This is a genomic window from Streptomyces sp. HP-A2021, assembly GCF_022807935.1.
Lineage (GTDB): Bacteria > Actinomycetota > Actinomycetes > Streptomycetales > Streptomycetaceae > Streptomyces > Streptomyces afghaniensis.
The window spans coordinates 7,314,736-7,332,290 of the sequence record NZ_CP094344.1; the positions used below are offsets into that span (position 1 = coordinate 7,314,736).

The 17,555-nt window shown below is 69.9% G+C and carries 14 protein-coding genes and 1 tRNA gene; 8 read left to right on the plus strand and 7 right to left on the minus strand.

Annotated elements, in window-relative coordinates:
- Positions 1–17: 17 nt before the first annotated feature.
- The 5 genes from MQE23_RS33030 (at position 18) to MQE23_RS33050 (ending at position 7,003) form a co-directional block, all read left to right on the plus strand.
- Positions 18–569, plus strand: a complete 552-nt coding sequence (locus MQE23_RS33030; RefSeq protein ID WP_020271528.1) for a response regulator — start codon at positions 18–20, stop codon at positions 567–569.
- Positions 570–637: 68 nt separating this feature from the next.
- The gene (gene pepN, locus MQE23_RS33035; protein WP_037668162.1) at positions 638–3,133 is read left to right on the plus strand and encodes an aminopeptidase N; all 2,496 of its coding nucleotides are present in this window, start codon (positions 638–640) and stop codon (positions 3,131–3,133) included.
- A gap of 113 nt (positions 3,134–3,246) precedes the next feature.
- Positions 3,247–4,080 (plus strand): NAD(P)H-binding protein, encoded by an 834-nt coding sequence (locus MQE23_RS33040; protein ID WP_243381015.1) that lies wholly within the window; start codon positions 3,247–3,249, stop codon positions 4,078–4,080.
- A gap of 107 nt (positions 4,081–4,187) precedes the next feature.
- The gene (locus tag MQE23_RS33045; protein ID WP_243381016.1) at positions 4,188–5,594 is read left to right on the plus strand and encodes an aminotransferase class V-fold PLP-dependent enzyme; all 1,407 of its coding nucleotides are present in this window, start codon (positions 4,188–4,190) and stop codon (positions 5,592–5,594) included.
- A complete protein-coding gene (locus tag MQE23_RS33050) occupies positions 5,591–7,003 on the plus strand; it encodes a SidA/IucD/PvdA family monooxygenase (RefSeq protein ID WP_020271532.1) in 1,413 nt (470 codons plus the stop codon). Before MQE23_RS33045 ends, MQE23_RS33050 begins: the two co-directional genes overlap by 4 nt.
- A gap of 13 nt (positions 7,004–7,016) precedes the next feature.
- Here MQE23_RS33050 and MQE23_RS33055 read toward each other — a convergent pair whose 3' ends face one another.
- Entirely contained in the window at positions 7,017–8,813 is a 1,797-nt protein-coding gene (locus MQE23_RS33055) for a 5'-nucleotidase C-terminal domain-containing protein (protein ID WP_243381017.1), read from the minus strand.
- 163 nt (positions 8,814–8,976) lie between these two features.
- On the opposite strand from MQE23_RS33055, the gene MQE23_RS33060 reads away from it, so the two are divergent.
- Positions 8,977–9,696, plus strand: coding sequence for an SIMPL domain-containing protein (locus MQE23_RS33060; protein WP_020271534.1), 720 nt, complete (start codon positions 8,977–8,979; stop codon positions 9,694–9,696).
- A gap of 185 nt (positions 9,697–9,881) precedes the next feature.
- Entirely contained in the window at positions 9,882–11,318 is a 1,437-nt protein-coding gene (pyk, locus tag MQE23_RS33065; RefSeq protein WP_020271535.1) for a pyruvate kinase, read from the plus strand.
- Positions 11,319–11,324: 6 nt separating this feature from the next.
- Here the strand turns inward: pyk and MQE23_RS33070 are convergent, their stop codons facing one another.
- Together MQE23_RS33070 and MQE23_RS33075 are read right to left on the minus strand one after the other, a co-directional pair.
- Complete coding sequence (locus MQE23_RS33070; protein ID WP_037668163.1) at positions 11,325–12,071, minus strand: hypothetical protein; 747 nt, start codon at positions 12,069–12,071, stop codon at positions 11,325–11,327.
- Positions 12,072–12,178: 107 nt separating this feature from the next.
- Positions 12,179–12,253: transfer RNA gene (locus MQE23_RS33075), tRNA-Leu, on the minus strand.
- Positions 12,254–12,354: 101 nt separating this feature from the next.
- Between MQE23_RS33075 and MQE23_RS33080 the strand changes: the two genes are divergently transcribed.
- Entirely contained in the window at positions 12,355–13,011 is a 657-nt protein-coding gene (locus MQE23_RS33080) for a response regulator (RefSeq protein ID WP_037668151.1), read from the plus strand.
- 67 nt (positions 13,012–13,078) lie between these two features.
- Here the strand turns inward: MQE23_RS33080 and MQE23_RS33085 are convergent, their stop codons facing one another.
- The 4 genes from MQE23_RS33085 to MQE23_RS33100 are packed head-to-tail and all read right to left on the minus strand — an operon-like array spanning position 13,079 to position 17,427.
- Positions 13,079–13,795, minus strand: coding sequence for an ABC transporter ATP-binding protein (locus MQE23_RS33085; protein WP_243381018.1), 717 nt, complete (start codon positions 13,793–13,795; stop codon positions 13,079–13,081).
- The gene (locus MQE23_RS33090) at positions 13,792–14,676 is read right to left on the minus strand and encodes an ABC transporter ATP-binding protein (protein ID WP_243381019.1); all 885 of its coding nucleotides are present in this window, start codon (positions 14,674–14,676) and stop codon (positions 13,792–13,794) included. Before MQE23_RS33090 ends, MQE23_RS33085 begins: the two co-directional genes overlap by 4 nt.
- A 5-nt stretch (positions 14,677–14,681) precedes the next feature.
- The gene (locus MQE23_RS33095; protein ID WP_243381020.1) at positions 14,682–16,493 is read right to left on the minus strand and encodes a branched-chain amino acid ABC transporter permease; all 1,812 of its coding nucleotides are present in this window, start codon (positions 16,491–16,493) and stop codon (positions 14,682–14,684) included.
- 4 nt (positions 16,494–16,497) lie between these two features.
- Entirely contained in the window at positions 16,498–17,427 is a 930-nt protein-coding gene (locus MQE23_RS33100) for a branched-chain amino acid ABC transporter permease (RefSeq protein ID WP_020271541.1), read from the minus strand.
- Positions 17,428–17,555 lie beyond the last annotated feature (128 nt).

Genomic DNA, 17,555 nt, shown 5'->3' on the forward strand with positions numbered 1-17,555 from the left:
GGGAGGGGCGTCGGGCCATGCCGTCGGATACCAGGATCCTCATCGTCGACGATCACGAGGACACGCTGTACGCGCTGGAGAGCGCCCTGGCCCCGCTGGGCTATCAGCTCGGCCGGGCCACCAGCGGCGACGAGGCGCTCAAGGAGGTGCTGCGCGGCCAGGTCGGCCTGCTCCTGCTCGACGTGCGCATGCCCGGCGTGAGCGGACTGGAGGTCGTGCGCTACATGCGGCGCGTGGAACAGACCCAGCACATCCCGGTGATCCTGCTCACCGGCTTCGGCCCCGACCAGGAACTGACCACCGCCGCCTTCGGCCTCGGCGTCGCCGACCTCGTCATGAAACCCGTGGACCCCTGGGCCCTGCGCACCAAGGTCCGCTACCTCTACGACGCCCACCAGCACCACCTCGCCCTGGAGCAGGAGGTGCGCCGGCTGCGCGCCCAGCTCCGGGAGCACACCGAGACCGCCGCACACCCCCAGCGGCCCGCCCTGCCCCACCCCGAGGCGCGCGTACCGCCCCAGCGGCCCGCGCAGGCGCACGCAGGGGAGCTCGAAAAGGACCGCACGTAGAACCGGACATCGGTCGCATACCGATCCGCCTCTGTGCCATGCCAGTGCCATCAGGCAGCATGTCCTGCATGTCCGTACTGACGCGCGACGAAGCGCAGACCCGAGCAGGGCTCCTCGACGTCCACCGCTACACGATCGAACTCGACCTGACCACCGGGGACGAGACCTTCGACTCCCGCACCCTGATCAGGTTCAGCGCCCGCGCGGACGGGGACACCTTCGTCGAGGTCAGGCCCGCCGAGCTGCACTCCGTCACCCTCGACGGACAACCCCTGGACCCGGAAGCCCTCGACGGCAACCGGCTGCCCCTGAAGAACCTCACCGTCGGAGAACACGAACTGCGCGTGCACGCGCAGATGCGCTACTCCCGCACCGGCGAGGGCATGCACCGCTTCACCGACCCCACCGACGGCGAGACCTACGTCTACACCCAGCTGTTCATGGAGGACGTCCAGCGCGTCTTCGCCGCCTTCGACCAGCCCGACCTCAAGGCCGTCTTCGAGCTGTCGGTGCGCGCCCCGCAGGACTGGACCGTCCTCGCCAACGGCATCACCGAGCACACCGGCGACGGCCTCTGGAAGGCCGCCGCCACCCCGCTGATCTCCACCTACCTCGTCGCCGTCGCCGCCGGCCCCTGGCACTCCGTGCGCACCGAGCACCGCGGCCTGCCCTTCGGCCTGCACTGCCGCCGCTCGCTGGCTCCCTACCTGGACACCGACGCCGACGAACTCCTCGACGTCACGCGCGCGTGCTTCGACCGCTACCACGAAAAGTTCGACGAGCCCTACCCCTTCGACTCCTACGACCAGGCCTTCGTCCCCGAGTTCAACGCGGGCGCCATGGAGAACCCCGGACTGGTCACCTTCCGCGACGAATTCGTCTACCGCTCCGCCGTCACCGACACCGAGCGGCAGACCCGCGCCATGGTCGTCGCCCACGAGATGGCCCACATGTGGTTCGGCGACCTCGTCACCCTCAAGTGGTGGGACGACATCTGGCTGAACGAGTCCTTCGCCGAGTACATGGGCTACCAGACCCTCACCGAGGCCACCCGTTTCACGGACACGTGGACCGACTTCGGCGTCAACCGCAAGGCCTGGGGCTACGACGCCGACCAGCGCCCCTCCACCCACCCCGTCGCCCCCGAGGCCGTCGACGACACCGCCTCCGCGCTGCTCAACTTCGACGGCATCTCCTACGCCAAGGGCGCCTCCGCGCTGCGGCAGCTGGTCACCTGGCTCGGCGAGAAGGACTTCCTGGCCGGTATCAACACCCACTTCGCCCGCCACAAGTTCGGCAACGCCACCCTCGCCGACTTCATCGACTCCCTCGCCGGCGCCACCGAACGCGACGTCCACGCCTGGGCCGACGCCTGGCTGCGCACCACCGGCGTCGACACCCTCACCCCCCGCGTCACCCCCGGCGAGAACGGCACCTGCGCCCTCACCGTCGACCGCACCGGCAGCCGCCCCCACCGCATCGTCGCCGGCCTGTACGACCGGGACCTCGGCGACGACGGCAGGCAGCTCGTCCTGCGCGAACGCCTCCACCTGGACCTTCCGCACACCGACGCCCGCCCCATCGGCAAGCGCCCCGCGCTGCTCCTCCTCAACGACGGCGACCTCAGCTACGCCAAGGTCCGCTTCGACCCCGAATCCTTCGAGACCATCCGCAAGGACCTGTCCGGCCTGCCCGAACCGCTCACCCGCGCGGTCGTCTGGAACGCCCTGCGCGACGCCGTCCGCGACGGCGAACTGGCGCCCGCCGCCTACCTGGAGACCGCCCGGGCCCATCTCCCGCTGGAGACCGACCTCGCGATCGTCCAGGGCGTGCTCGCCTTCGCGTCCACGTACATCACCGACCGCTACGTCACCCCCGAGGAGCGGCCCGCCGCGCTCGCCACGCTCTCCGAGCTGTGCCGCGACCTCATCCGCCGCACCGAGGACGGCGACAACCCCGGCCTGCGCCTGATCGCCGTACGCCACCGCATCGACGTCACCGCCCACCCGGACACCATCGCCGCCTGGCTCGCCGACGGCACCGTGCCCGGCGGCCCGGAACTCGACCCCGAGCTGCGCTGGCGCGTCCTGGGCCGGCTCGCCGTCCTCGGCGCCGTCGACGAGGCCGCCGTCGCCGCCGAACTGGAACGCGACCCGAGCGCCACCGGCCTGGAGGGCGCCGCCCGCTGCCGGGCCGCCCTGCCCGACCCGGAGGCCAAGGCCCGCGCCTGGGAGTCCATGTTCGGCTCCGACGGCCTGTCCAACTACCTGTTCACCGCCACCGCCCAGGGCTTCTGGCAGCCCGAACAGGCCGACCTGGTACGCGCGTACGTGCCGCGCTACTACACCGACGCGGTCGACCTGGCCGACCGACGCGGCCCGGCCATCGCCGAAGCCGCCGGCCGCTGGGCCTTCCCCGCCGACACCGTCGACCCCGCGAACCTCCGCCTCGGCGAGGAATGCCTGCGGGACGCCGCACCGATCCCGGCGCTGCGCCGCAAGCTCGTCGACCAACTCGACGACCTGGCACGGGCGTTGCGGGTCCGCCAGGGCAAGGAGGTCTAGGACCGGCGACGTAGGGCGCGGGCGGGCCGGCTGGTCCCTTTCGACGATGCGGCGGGCCGGCCGGCCTTCATAGCCTCGGGCGGACAACGACGACCGAGCCCGAGGAGCCCTTCGTGATCGTAGTGACCGGACCCACCGGAAACGTCGGCCGTGCCCTGGTCGAACGCCTCGTCGCCGCCGGACGGCCCGTGCGGGCGCTCACCCGCGACCCGCAACGCGCCCGCCTGCCCGCGGGCACCGAGGCGGTACGACTCAGCCTCGACGAGCCGGCCGCCCAGTTCGAGGGCGCGACCAAGCTCTTCCTGTACGTCCAGGCGGGCGGCGACCGCACGGCCGGCCTCCTGGCGGCGGCCCGTGCCGCCGGAGTGCGTCACGTGGTCCTGCTGTCCTCCGGAATCATCGGCTCGGGCGCCGACGAGACCCACCCCATCCACGTCATGCACGCCACCGCCGAGCAGCAGGTCCGCGACAGCGGCCTGGAGTGGACCTTCCTGCGCCCCAACGCGTTCGCCGCCAACGCCTTCCAGTGGGCCCCGCAGATCCGCACCGGCGACACCGTCCGAGGCGTCTTCGCCGACGGCCAGGCCGCCCCGATCCACGAGGACGACATCGCCGCCGTCGCCGAACGCGCCCTCCTCGACGACGGCCACGAGGGCGCGGCCCACCGCCTCACCGGGCCCGAGGCGATCACCAACGCCGGGCAGGTCGCGGCGATCGGCCGGGCCCTCGGCCGCGAGCTGCGCTTCACCGAGATCCCACCGGACCAGGCGGGCCCCGGACTGTTCCCGCACGTCCCGCCGGACATGCTCCGGGCCCTGATGGACAGCTTCGCCGCCACGGTCGGTACACCGCCGGAAATCACCGGCACGGTAGGGGAGATCACCGGCCGGCCCGCCCGCCCCTTCGCGGTCTGGGCCGAGGACCACGTGGACGAATTCAAGGCCTGAGACGGGAGAGGTGCCTCCATCCGGTTTTCCCGTACGGAGGTACCTCCATCCGGGTCCGGTCGTTGGGCTTTCCGGGCGTGTAGCCCCCGCTCCCCGGAGGAACGCCCATGAGCACGCCACCCCTCGCCTCAGGCCCCGAGGGCCCGCGCGCCCTGCGGCCGTTGCTCGACACCGTGCTCCAGGCACTGGACGAGGGCACCCGGGCACGCGGCGGACCGCTGCCGACGGGCGGGCCGGAGGCGGTCGCGGCACGGATGCGGGAGGCAGTCGGGGACGTGCTCCCCGACCACGGCGACCCGCACGCCCCGCGCACCCTGGTCCACGCGTTCGCCGAAGGCGCCGCCGACCCGGCCCACCCCCTGTGCGCCGCCCACCTCCACTGCCCGCCCCTGGCCATCGCCACAGCGGCCGACCTCGCCGCCTCCGCCCTCAACCCCTCCCTCGACTCCTGGGACCAGGCCCCGGCGGCTTCGGAACTGGAACTGCTGGTGGCGGCGGCACTGGCCAGGGAGATCTACGGGCCCCGGCACAACCCGGGCACCGCCCCCGACTCCCTGATCACCACCGGCGGCACCGAGTCCAACCAGCTCGCCCTCCTCCTCGCACGGGAGACCCACGGCGGGTCCGTGCGGCTGGTGTGCGGGGCGAACGCCCATCACTCGCTGGCGCGGGCCGCCTGGCTGCTCGGACTGCCCGACCCCGTCGTCGTACCCGCCCCGGCCGGCACGCTCCACCCCGCCGCGCTCGACGAGGTCCTCTCCCACCTGCCCGGCCCGCTGCTCGTCGCCGCCACCGCCGGCACCACCGACGCCGGACTCATCGACCCCCTGCCCGAGATCGCCGCCCGCTGCGCGGCCCACGGCGCCCGGCTGCACATCGACGCCGCCTACGGCGGAGGCCTCCTCTTCAGCGACCGCCACCGCACCCGGCTCGCCGGGCTCGACACCGCCGACACCGTCACCCTCGACCTGCACAAACTCGGCTGGCAGCCGGTCGCCGCCGGCCTCCTGGCCGTCAAGGACCGCCGCGACCTCACCGCCCTGCGGCACCGCGCCGACTACCTCAACGCCGCCGACGACACCGAAGCCGGCCTGCCGGACCTGCTCGGCCGGTCCCTGCGCACCACCCGCCGCCCCGACGTCCTCAAACTCGCCGTCACCCTCAGGACCCTCGGCCGCAGCGGCCTCGGCGCGCTCGTCGACCAGGTCTGCGCCCGCGCCCGGGAGTTCGCCGCCCTCGTCGACGAGCACCCCGGCTTCCAACTCCACGCCCGGCCCGCCATCAGCACGGTCCTGTTCCGGCCCACCGGCGCCACCGACGACACCGTCGCCGCCGTACGCCGCGCGCTCCTCACCGACGGCCGCGCCGTCCTCGGCCGGGCCCGCCTCGACGGCCGGCTCTGGCTCAAGGCCACCCTCCTCAACCCCCACACCGGGCCCGCCGACCTGGCCGCGCTGCTGCACCTCGTGGCAGCGCGGCAAGCGACACTCGTGGAAGGACACACCCCCCGATGAACCCCGCACAGACCCCCGGCCCCGACGCCCCCCGCGACCTGGTCGGCATCGGCATCGGCCCGTTCAACCTGTCCCTCGCCGCGCTCGCCCACCCGCTCGGCGAACTCGACACCGCCTTCTACGAGCAGCGCCCCGCCTTCGGCTGGCACCCGGGCCTGCTCATCGAAGGCGCGACCATCCAGGTTCCCTTCCTCGCCGACCTGGTGAGCCTCGCCGACCCCACCAGCCCCTGGACCTTCCTCAACTACCTCAGGTCCCGTGAGCGGCTGTTCCCCTTCTACTTCGCCGAGCGCTTCCACATCCAGCGCACCGAGTACGACGCCTACTGCCGCTGGGTCTGCGAGAACCTCCCGGCGCTGCACTTCGGCCACCAGGTCGACGCCGTCCGCTGGAACCCCGAACAGGACGTCTTCGAGGTCGACTTCACCCAGCTCGACGCCGACGGAGAAGCCGAGGCCCTCGGCCGTACCCACGCGCGGAACGTCGTGCTCGGCATCGGCACCGAACCCTACGTCCCCGACCCCCTCAAGCCCCTCGTCGAGGCCCCCGGCGTGCCCGTCGTGCACGCCGCCGACTACCTCCACCACCGCGAGGCCCTCCTCGCCGCCGAACACGTCACCGTCGTGGGCATCGGACAGTCCGGCGCCGAGATCTTCCTCGACCTGCTGCGGGGCAGGCCCGCGGGACGCGAGAAGCTCCACTGGCTGGGTCGCACCGAGGCCTTCGCACCGATGGAGTACTCCAAGCTCGGCCTGGAGCACTTCACCCCCGACCACACCCGCTACTTCCACGCCCTGCCCGAGCCCGCCCGCGACCGGCTCGTCACCGGGCAGTGGCAGCTGCACCAGGGCATCGACGCCGCCACCATCGCCGCCATCCACGACGAGCTGTACCGCCGCACCCTGCACGGCGGCTGGCCCGACGCCGTCCTCACCCCAGGCGTCCGGGTCCGCACCGCCGGCCGCGTCGCGACGACCAAGGTGGAACTGCACCTGGAGCACGGCCCGCAGGACAGCCGCTCCCGCCTCACCACCGACGCCGTCGTCCTCGCCACCGGCTACCGCGAACGCCCCCTCGACCGCATCCTGGCCGGCCTCGACCCCTACATGCGCCGCGACAGCCAGGCGCGCCCGCGCATCGACGAGGACTACCGCCTCGTCCTCGACCCGTCCGTCACCGGCACGGTGTACGTCCAGAACGCCGGGACCCACGCACACGGCGTCGGCACCCCGGACCTCGGCCTCGCCGCCTGGCGCAGCGCGATCATCCTCAACTCCCTGACGGGCAGGGAGGCGTACGCGCTCCCGCGCCGCACCGCCTTCACCACCTTCGGCCTCACCCAGCGCGCGCAGGTCCCGCCGCCCCGTGAGGCACCGGCGCTGACCCCGCTCGTCGACGACCGAAGGTGACGAAGCACGCGGCTCAGAAGACGGGCGTCCCGTCCCGCGTCAGCTTCCAGTCCACCGCCGCGAACCCGGCCGGATCGATGGACCCCTTCGCCTTCACCCAGGCGATCATGGTGTTGCGGATCTCCTCCGAGTTCGACCACAGCACCGGGGCGGCGGCGACATGCGGGAAGTTGCCGCCGCCGTTGGCCCGGTAGTTGTTCACCGCGAACACGAACTTCGCGTCGTCCGCGAGCGGCTGCCCCTCGAACCGCACGTTCGTCACCCGCGAACCGGCCGGCTTCGCGATGTCGATCTCGTACGAAAGCCCGCTCACCACGTCGTAGTTGTAGTCCGGCGTGCCGTTCGCGTTCGTCAGCTTCGCCGGATCCACCGGAGCACCCGGAGCCGTCTGCACGTAGTAGTTCGCCGAGAACTCCAGGTACGCCTTCATCTGCGCACCCGTCATCAGACGCGCCTCCAGCGTGTTCTCGAAGACGTACAGACCCGCCACGTCCCGGATGGTCACCTCGCCCGCCGGGATCCGGGCCGACCGCGAGAAGCACGCCGCCTGCGACAGCACCGGCAGCGCGGCGTGCTCCGTGCCCGCCAGGGCCTGCTTCACCGTGTCCGCCTGGATGTGGTTGATCAGATCGATGATCGGCACGTCCTTGTACGGCGCCTCGGCCGACGTCATCTCCGCCGCGTTCGTGCCGATGACCTGGTTGACGTACGCCACGACCTTCTCGTGCTCGTCCGACAGCAGCCGGACGATCTTCGGGTCCTCCGCCACGGTGTTGGAGTTCAGGACCTGCGCGCCCACCTTCTCGACCGTCCAGCAGCCCTTGGCCCACACCAGCTCGAAGTCGAACAGCGTCAGCCGCTGACCCCACTTGAGCGGCTCCGACAGCACGACCTGCTTGCCGGTCTTCTTGTTGGTGACGAAGTACTCGGGGATCTCCGTGTGCGCGTGCCCGACCAGGATCGCGTCGATCCCCGGCACCTGCTCGGCCACCAACCCGGCCGCGTTCTCGATATACGGCAGCTGGTCACCGTAGGACGACGTCCCCGACGAACCGCTGTGCGCCGACACGATGACGACGTCCGCGCCCATCGACCGCAGCTTCGGCACCCACTTCGCCGCCTGCTCCTCCAGCCCCGGGAACGTCATCTTCCCCTGCACGTTCGCCTTGTCCCAGATCGCGATCCCCGGGTTCGTCAGACCCAGCACCGCCACCTTCACGTCCCGCCCGAACGGCGTGCGCAGCCGGTGCATGCTGTACGGCGCGAACGCCGGCCGCAGCGTCTTCGCATCCAGCGCGTTCGCGCCCAGCAGCGGGAAACGGCACTGCTGCTCGAACTTCCGCAGCACCGGGATGCCGTAGTTGAACTCGTGGTTGCCGAGCGCCGCAGCGTCGTAGCCCATGGCGTTCATGGCCTGCGCCATCGGGTGCACCGGGCCGCCCTCGGCCGTGATCGGGTCGACCTTCGCGTAGTAGTACGACAGCTGCGTGCCCTGGATGGTGTCACCCGCGTCGATCAGCAGCGTGTTGCGACGGCCCTTCTCCGCACGGACGCGGTTCACCAGGGTCGAGACCTTGGCCAGACCGACGTCGTTGTGGTCCTTGTCGTCGAACTCCTTGTCCGTGAAGTAGTCCCAGTTGAAGACGTTGCCGTGCAGATCCGTCGTCCCCAGCACGGTGAACGCGTACCGCTTGGCGCCGCCCTTCGCCTCGGCCGCCTGCGCACCCGGCGCCCCCACCGCACCGGCCAGCGCCACCCCCGCCCCGGTCACGGCGGACTTCTCCAGGAACTTCCGGCGGTTCAACGGCATGTCTGGCTCTCCTCGCGGAATCTGTGAACGACGCGCGTAGATAACGCGCGTAGATTCTGACCCGGACACGACCGCCAGCAACAGACCCGGCAGGTTGCGATCTGATGACCCGTCCCACCGACTCCACCCCTGTGGCCAGCCAAGACATGACAGAGTGGGACGTATGACCGCGCCCACGGCAGACGCCTCCCAGCCCGCCGTCCCCTACGGCACACCCGACGCCCCCCGCATCGCCGTCCGAGGCGAAGCCCGCCTCGAAGTCGACCCCGAGATCGCCCGCATAGGCATCACCGTCGCCGCCCGCGGCCGCGACCGCCGCTCCGCCCTCGACGACCTCACCCGCCGCAACGCCGGCGTCCTCGACCTCGTCAAGTCCTACGGCGACGCCGTCGAACGCCTGGAGACCGGCGCCTTCTCCATCACCCCCGAACTCACCAAGCACGGCCGCGGCGAACGCGTCCGCACCTACCACGGCACCGTCCACGTCACCGCCGAACTCACCGACTTCACCGCCCTCGGCGAACTCACCACCCGCCTCGCCGACCTGGAACTCACCCGCGTCGACGGCCCCTGGTGGGCCCTGCGCCCCGACTCGCCCGCCCACCGCGAAGCCCGCAAGAAGGCCGTACGCGAAGCCGTCCAACGCGCCCGCGAGTACGCCGAGGCACTCGGCACCACCCTCTCCGCCTTGGTCGAACTCGCCGACATCGGCGCCGAGAACGCACCCCCGGCCTACCCCCAGGCCCCCGGCCGCGCCCGCTCCGCCGCCTACGGCAGCGCCGCCGAGAACGCCCCCGCCGCCCCGCTCGACCTCGAACCCCAGCGGCAACGGGTCCACGCCCAGATCAACGCCCGCTTCACGATGGTGCCGCCCGAGCTCTAGGGGGCGTCAGCCTGTCAGTCCCATTTCCGAAAACCCGTCCGAAAACCCGACCGAATTCCCCTGGGGTGCTCATCAGAGCACCCCGCCGCACAATTCAACACTTGTCAATAACGTTTCATGCAAAGTCTGTTGAGTAGTCACTCACGACCAATTCTCTACCAGTCGGTAACTCATAGGCTCAGACCATGCGCCGAGCAAAGATCGTCTGCACACTGGGGCCCGCCACCGACTCGTACGACCAGATCAAAGCCCTGGTCGACGCCGGAATGGACGTAGCCCGCTTCAACCTCAGCCACGGCGAACACGCCGAACACGAGGAGCGCTACCACCGGGTACGAAAGGCCGCCGACGAGACCGGCCGCAGCGTCGGCGTCCTCGCCGACCTTCAAGGCCCGAAAATCCGACTCGGCCGCTTCACCGAAGGCCCCGTACTCCTCGAACGCGGCGACACCTTCACCATCACCGTCGAAGAAGGCGTCGAAGGCGACCGCGACATCTGCGGCACCACCTACGCCGGCCTCGCCGACGACGTCACCACCGGCGAACGCATCCTCGTCGACGACGGCAAGGTCTGCCTCGAAGTCACCGAGGTCGACGGCCCCCGCGTCCACACCACCGTCGTCGAGGGCGGCGTCATCTCCGACCACAAAGGCCTCAACCTCCCCGGCGTCGCCGTCTCCGTCCCCGCCCTCTCCAAGAAGGACGAGGCCGACCTGCGCTGGGCGCTGCGCACCGGCGCCGACGTCATCGCCCTCTCCTTCGTCCGCACCGGCCGCGACATCCAGGACGTCCACCGCATCATGGACGAGGAAGGCCGCCGGCTCCCCGTCATCGCCAAAGTCGAAAAACCCCAGGCCGTCGAGAACATCGACGACATCGTCGCCGCGTTCGACGGCATCATGGTCGCCCGAGGAGACCTCGGCGTCGAAATGCCACTGGAACAGGTCCCCATCGTCCAGAAGCGCGCGATCAAACTGGCCAAACGCAATGCCAAACCGGTCATCGTCGCCACGCAAATGCTCGACTCCATGATCGACAACGCCCGCCCGACGCGGGCCGAGGCCTCCGACGTCGCCAACGCGGTCATCGACGGCACGGACGCCGTCATGCTCTCCGGCGAAACCAGCGTCGGCAAACACGCGATCGAAACGGTCAGGACGATGGCCCGCATCGTCGAAGCGGCGGAAGAAGACATCCTCGCCAAGGGCCTGCCGCCCCTCACAGAACGCAACAAACCCCGCACCCAGGGCGGCGCGGTAGCCCGAGCGGCGGCGGAAATGGGCGACTTCCTCGGCGCCCGCTTCCTGGTCGCCTTCACCCAGTCCGGCGACACGGCCCGCCGCCTCTCCCGCTACCGCTCCCCGATCCCCCTCCTCGCCTTCACCCCGGACCAGGCGACCCGCTCCCAGCTCAGCCTCACCTGGGGCGTCGAGACCTTCCTCGGCCCGGAGGTCGGTTCGACGGACGCGATGGTCGACCAGGTCGACGAACTGCTGCTCCGCTACGGCCGCTGCGGCAAGGGCGACACGGTCGTCATCACGGCGGGCTCGCCCCCCGGCGTCTCCGGCTCGACGAACATGGTCCGAGTCCACCACATCGCCGAGGACGACAGCCCGAAGTAGGCGTCGTCAGTACTTGGGGCCTACGTGGGCGTCCATGAGGGCTACGGAGGCTTTGCGGGCGATGGAGATGTTGCATGCGTTCGCCTGCTTCCACTCGACGCCGACCCGGTCGAGGGTCGTGGTGAAGAGCCGGATGATGTCGGCCGAGTGGTTCGTGAAGAAGTACCGGGGATATTCGTAGCGCTTCCGTTCACCGCCGACGAGCCGAGTGGTCCAGTTGGTGACCCGGCAGCCGTCGGAGTGGATGAGGCCGCGAATGAACTCCCAAGGGTGGGCGTCGATGATCGCCTGCTGCCAGGGTTCGAGTGCGATGCGTCGCTCGTGCTTCTTGCCGGGGCCGTGCTGAGGGAAGAGGCACGGCCAGTGCTTGCTGTAGCTGACCACTGAGACGTAGCCCTCCGCCTGGATGCGGTGGGCACGCCCGGTTGGGTTGATGGCGCGCATGGCGCTCTCGCACGCGTCGATGAGGCCGGGCCATGAGTTCGCGCACGCGATTCTCAGGTAGTAACCGACGCCGCGAGGGTGGCCGCTGATGCAGCCATCGCCCAGATAGAGGCCCAGTAAGTAGGAGTATGCGCAATGATCGGCGGGGGGCCCGGGGTCTGGAGGCGCCAAGCGGGGCAGCGGCTCGAGGCGGTACTGCCAGGAGCGGATCGCGGCCCGTGAGATGCCTGTCTCACGGCTCACCGAATTCAGGCTGCGGCCTTGACCGACCAGCGCGAGCGCTCGCTTGCGTGTGCTGATGTCGTACATGGAGGCCACTGTGAGGTGGTGATCACGACGACACGCAGAAAGAAGCGGATGTTCACGAGAACGTGGACATCCGCTTGTAAACAGTGACCTTGGAAATGAAGGAAAAGTGCCCCGGGTCGGACTCGAACCGACACTGTATGGGTTTTGAATCCATTGCCTGCTGCCAATTGGGCTACCGGGGCCCGGGAATCGAAGGTTGACCTCGACCCTCCGCCTGACCACCATACCGCAGCTAGGTACGCTCTTGGGAGCAGTACCGGCCTGCCCCTACCAAGGAGCCCACGTGAGCGCCCCCGAGTCGCCCCAGCCTGTTGACGTGCCTGAAGACGACAAGTCGCACGTGCCTCCGATGACGACGCGGGTCGTCATCGCCGAGGACGAGGCCCTGATCCGGCTCGATCTCAAAGAGATGCTGGAGGAGGAGGGGTACACCGTCGTCGGTGAGGCCGGGGACGGGGAGCAGGCCGTGGAGCTGGCCCGTGAGCACCGGCCTGACCTGGTGATCCTGGACGTGAAGATGCCGAAGCTGGACGGTATCTCCGCGGCCGAGAAGATCGCCGAAGAGAGCATCGCGCCGGTGCTGATGCTGACGGCGTTCTCGCAGCGCGACCTGGTGGAGCGGGCCCGGGACGCCGGTGCCATGGCCTACCTGGTGAAGCCGTTCAGCAAGACCGACGTCGTGCCGGCGATCGAGATGGCCGTTTCGCGTTTCACGGAGCTGAAGGAGCTGGAGAAGGAGGTCGCGGACCTCACGCTGCGGCTGGAGACGCGGAAGCTGGTGGACCGGGCCAAGTCGATCCTTCAGACGGAGTACGGGCTGACGGAGCCTGCCGCGTTCCGGTGGATTCAGAAGACGTCGATGGACCGGCGGATGTCGATGCAGCAGGTCGCGGAGGCGGTCATCCAGGACGCCGAGGAGAAGAAGTCCAACAAGGGCTGAGAGAGCAGAGCGAGAGGCCCGCCACCCTGCGACAGGGGGGCGGGCCTCTTCGTGTTCAGGCCGGACGTCAGTCCTCGCCGAGGTACGCCTTGCGTACCGACTCGTCGTGCAGCAGGTCCTGCCCCGTCCCGGAGAGGACGACGTTGCCGACCTCCATGACGTGGCCCTGGTCGGCGAGAGAGAGCGCCGCCTGGGCGTTCTGTTCGACGAGCAGGATGGTCGTGCCCTGGGACTTCAGCTCGGAGATCGTCGCCATGATCTTCTGCATCATGATCGGGGAGAGGCCCATGGAGGGTTCGTCGAGCATGAGGAGCTTGGGGCGGGACATCAGGGCACGGCCCATGGCGAGCATCTGCTGTTCGCCGCCGGAGAGGGTTCCGGCGGCCTGCTTGCGGCGTTCCCCGAGGATGGGGAAGAGGTCGTAGGCGCGCTGGATGTCCTTCTCGATGCCTTCCTTGTCCTTGCGGAGGAACGCGCCGAGCTGGAGGTTCTCGGCGATGGTGAGGCGGGGGAAGATGTGCCGGCCTTCGGGGGAGTGGGCGAGGCCGAGGGCGACGATCTTGTGGGCGGGGACCCCGTTGAGGGGCTTGCCGTCGAAGAGGATCTTCCCGGACGTCGGCTTGAGCAGGCCCGACAGGGTGCGCAGGGTGGTCGTCTTGCCGGCGCCGTTGGTGCCGATGAGGGTGACGACCTGGCCTGCGTCGACGCTGAAGGAGATGCCTTTGACGGCTTCGATCTTGCCGTAGGAGACCCGGAGGTCCTCGACCTCGAGGAGTGCGGTCACTTGGCTTCTCCCTTGGTGCTGCTGGCGGTGCTGGGCGCGTCGGCGGCGGCTTCGGCCGCGGCCTCGGCTGCTTCGACCTCCGCGGCTTCGGCCTCTCCGGGGTCGCCTTCGAAGGGTTCGCCGAGGTAGGCGGCGATGACGCGCTCGTCGGCCTGGACGACGTCGGAGGTGCCTTCGACGAGTTTCTCGCCCTGGACGAGGACGGCGACGCGGTCGGAGAGGTTGAAGACGAAGCGCATGTCGTGCTCGATGAGGAGGACGGCGATGCCCTTGTCACGGATGGCGAAGACGAGTTCCTCGGTGGCCCGCGTCTCCTGGGGGTTCATGCCGGCGGTGGGCTCGTCGAGGAGCAGCAGGCCGGGCTCGGAGGCCATGGCGCGCGCGATCTCGAGCTTGCGCTGTTCGCCGTAGGGGAGGTTGCGGGCGAGGTGGTCGCGCTTGTGGGCGAGGCCGATGAACTCGAGGAGTTCCATGGCGCGTTCCTCGCTGGCGCGTTCGGCCTTCTTGAAGCCGGGGCCGCGCAGGAGGGCTGACCAGAGGCCTTCCTTGGTCCGCGTGTGACGGCCGACGAGGACGTTCTCCAGGACCGTCATGTTGGCGAACAGGCGGATGTTCTGGAAGGTGCGGGCGATGCCGGCCTTCGTGACGAGGTGGGGCTTGGGCGGCAGGACGGTGCCCTTGTAGGAGACCGTGCCTTCCGTCGGGACGTAGAGGCCGGTGAGGCAGTTGAAGAATGTCGTCTTGCCGGCGCCGTTGGGGCCGATCAGTCCGACGATCTCGCCGGCGTTGACCGTGAAGTCGACGGAGCGGACGGCGGTGAGGCCGCCGAAGCGCATGGTGACGCCGCGGGCTTCGAGTACAGGTGTGGGCTGTGTAGTCATGATGGTTACGCCCCCGCCTTGGTGACGGCCGGTTCGTCGGTCAGCGTGGTTTGTTTGGGTACGTCGAGTTGGCCGGTCTCGTGGAATTCGAGCTGGCGCCGGCGGTTGGCGATGATGCCTTCGGGGCGGAAGCGCATCAGCAGGATGAGGGCGATTCCGAAGGCGAGGAGCGACTTGTCCTGGAGGAACACCAGCTTTTCGGGGAGCAGGTAGAGCAGGGCCGCGCCGAGGAGGGGGCCTGCGACCGTGCCCATGCCGCCGAGGACGACCGCGGCCAGGAGGAACGCGGAGTTGGGCGGGGTGGAGCCGGCGAACTGGTACGGCGTGGGGACGACGCTGTAGGTGACGTGGGCGCTGACGGTGCCGGCGAGGCCGGCGAGTGCGGCGCCGAGGGCGAAGGCGACGAGCTTGACGCGGAAGCCGTTGATGCCCATGGCGGTGGCGGCGGTCTCGTCCTCGCGGATGGCGATCCAGGAGCGGCCGATGCGGGAGTCGGCGGCGCGGGTGTAGACGAGGACGACGATGGCCATGATGAGGACCATCAGCAGGTAGTAGTTGGCGAACCGGCCGAGGGTGAATCCGCCGATGTCGTGGGCCTGGCCGAAGTTGAAGCCGAGGAGGTTCAGGTCGGGGATGTTGGCGATGCCGTTGGGCCCGTTGGTGACGTCGGGTCCGGAGTCGCCGTCCATGTTGTTGACGGCGATGCGGAAGATCTCTCCGAAGCCGAGGGTGACGATGGCGAGGTAGTCGCCGCGCAGCCGCAGGGTCGGGGCGCCGATGAGGACGCCGAAGACGAGGGAGGCTGCGGCGCCGGCCAGGGCGGAGGCCCAGAAGGGCAGGTGGACGCCGGAGATGGTGGAGAACTCGGAGCCGGAGACGAGGGCGGCGGTGTAGGCGCCGACGCCGAGGAAGGCGACGTATCCGAGGTCGAGGAGTCCGGCGAGGCCGACGACGATGTTCAGGCCGAGGGCGACCGTTCCGAAGATCAGGATGTTGACGCCGATGTTGGCGTAGTGGTCGTCGGTCTGGGTGAAGGGGAAGGCGATGGCCGCGGCGAAGCCCATGGCGAGGGTGAAGCTGCGGTTGGCGGCGATCAGTTGGGAGAAGCGGTCGAGCAGGCCGGCGGTGTGCAGTGCCCACATGGCGAAGGTGACGACAAAGAGGTAGCCGACGAAGAGTTCGCCGTACTCGGTGTCGATGCCGTAGGTGAAGACGCCGAGGCCGATGATGGTGACGGCGGTGATCACGGCCCGCTGGACCCAGCCGCTGGTGGCCTGGGGTGCGGGGATGCGGTCGGGTTTGGCGATGTAGGCCTTGAGGGCTGCCTTGGTGCCGTCGGTGCCGGTCTTCTCCTGGGGGAGGGCGAAGGCGCCGAGGAGGGGCAGGAGGGAGGCGATGGCCGCGATCCAGCCGCCGGGTTCGAGGTTGACGACGCCGCCGAGTTCGGCGCTGATGGCGATGACCGTGAACCAGGTGACGGCGAAGCCGCCGAGGGCGGTGAGGACGAGGGGTGCGTTGTTGCGGGCGGGCAGCAGCCAGCCGAGGCCGCGGATGCCGTATGAGGCGAGCGCGAAGAGTGCGGTGAGGACGCCGGCGGTGAAGGTGAGCCACTGCAGGCCGCCGGGGTAGCCGTTGATGGTGAGGTCGCCGGGGAACTCGGCGGTCCAGGTCCAGGCGAGGAACGCGGAGGCCGCGGTGGCGATGCCGCCGGCGAGCAGGAGGGCGCGGGCGGCCGCGGCGGGCAGCGGTATGAGTCCGCGCAGTGCGGGCGGGGTGGGCACGGCGTCCGGGGCGGGGGTCTTGGTCGTCTCGGTCATGTGATCACGCCCTGTCCGCGACGCGCTCGCCGAGCAGGCCCTGGGGCCGGAACAGGAGCACGAGGATGAGGAGGCAGAAGGCCCACACGTTGGCCCAGCTCTGGCCGCCGAGCTGCGACATGCCGGGGATCTCGTCGATGTAGGCGGAGGCGAGGGTCTCGGCGATGCCGAGGACGACGCCGCCGAGCATGGCGCCGTAGATGTTGCCGATGCCGCCGAGGACGGCCGCGGTGAACGCCTTGAGGCCCATGAGGAAGCCCATGCGGTAGTCGACGTTGCCGTACTTGAGTCCGTAGGCGACGGCCGCGACGGCGGCGAAGAAGCCGCCGATGGCGAAGGCGATGACGATGATGCGGTTGGTGTCGATGCCCATCAGCTGCGCGGTGTCGGGGTCCTGCGCGGTGGCCTGCATGGCGCGGCCGGTGCGGCTGCGGCGCACGAAGAGGGCCAGGGCGGCCATGCAGAGGACGGCGGCGAGGATGAGGAAGATGTCGGCGTCCTTGATGGTGACGGAGCCGATGTCGTGGGTGGTGTCGAGGCCCGGGAAGGCGCGGGCGCGGTCGGCGCCGGGGTAGAAGTTGCGGACGACTTCCTGGAGGGCCAGGGAGAGGCCGATCGCGGTGATGAGGGGTGCCAGGCGTGGTGCTCCGCGCAGTGGCCGGTAGGCGAACCGTTCCGCTCCGACGGCGATGAGGATGGCCACGATGGCACCGCCGAGAAGCATCAGGGGTACGGCGAGGGCCATCGAGGTGCCGTCGGGGAGGATGTAGAAGTAGACCGTGAGTGCGCCGAACGCGCCGGTCATGAAGATCTCGCCGTGCGCGAAGTTGATGAGCTGGACGATGCCGTACACCATCGTGTAGCCGATGGCGATCAGCCCGTACATCGAGCCTAGAAGCAGCCCGTTGGCCAGCTGCTGCGGCAGGGTGTTCACCGCATGGCCTCCATGTCGCTGGTGGTCGTGTGCACTGGATGCGTGCGTGGTCGCGTGCTGTGTGGGGGTGTGAAAACGGGCCGCGCGGTCGGGGTCCTCCTCCCGCGCGGCCCGTGGTGCGGCTAGTG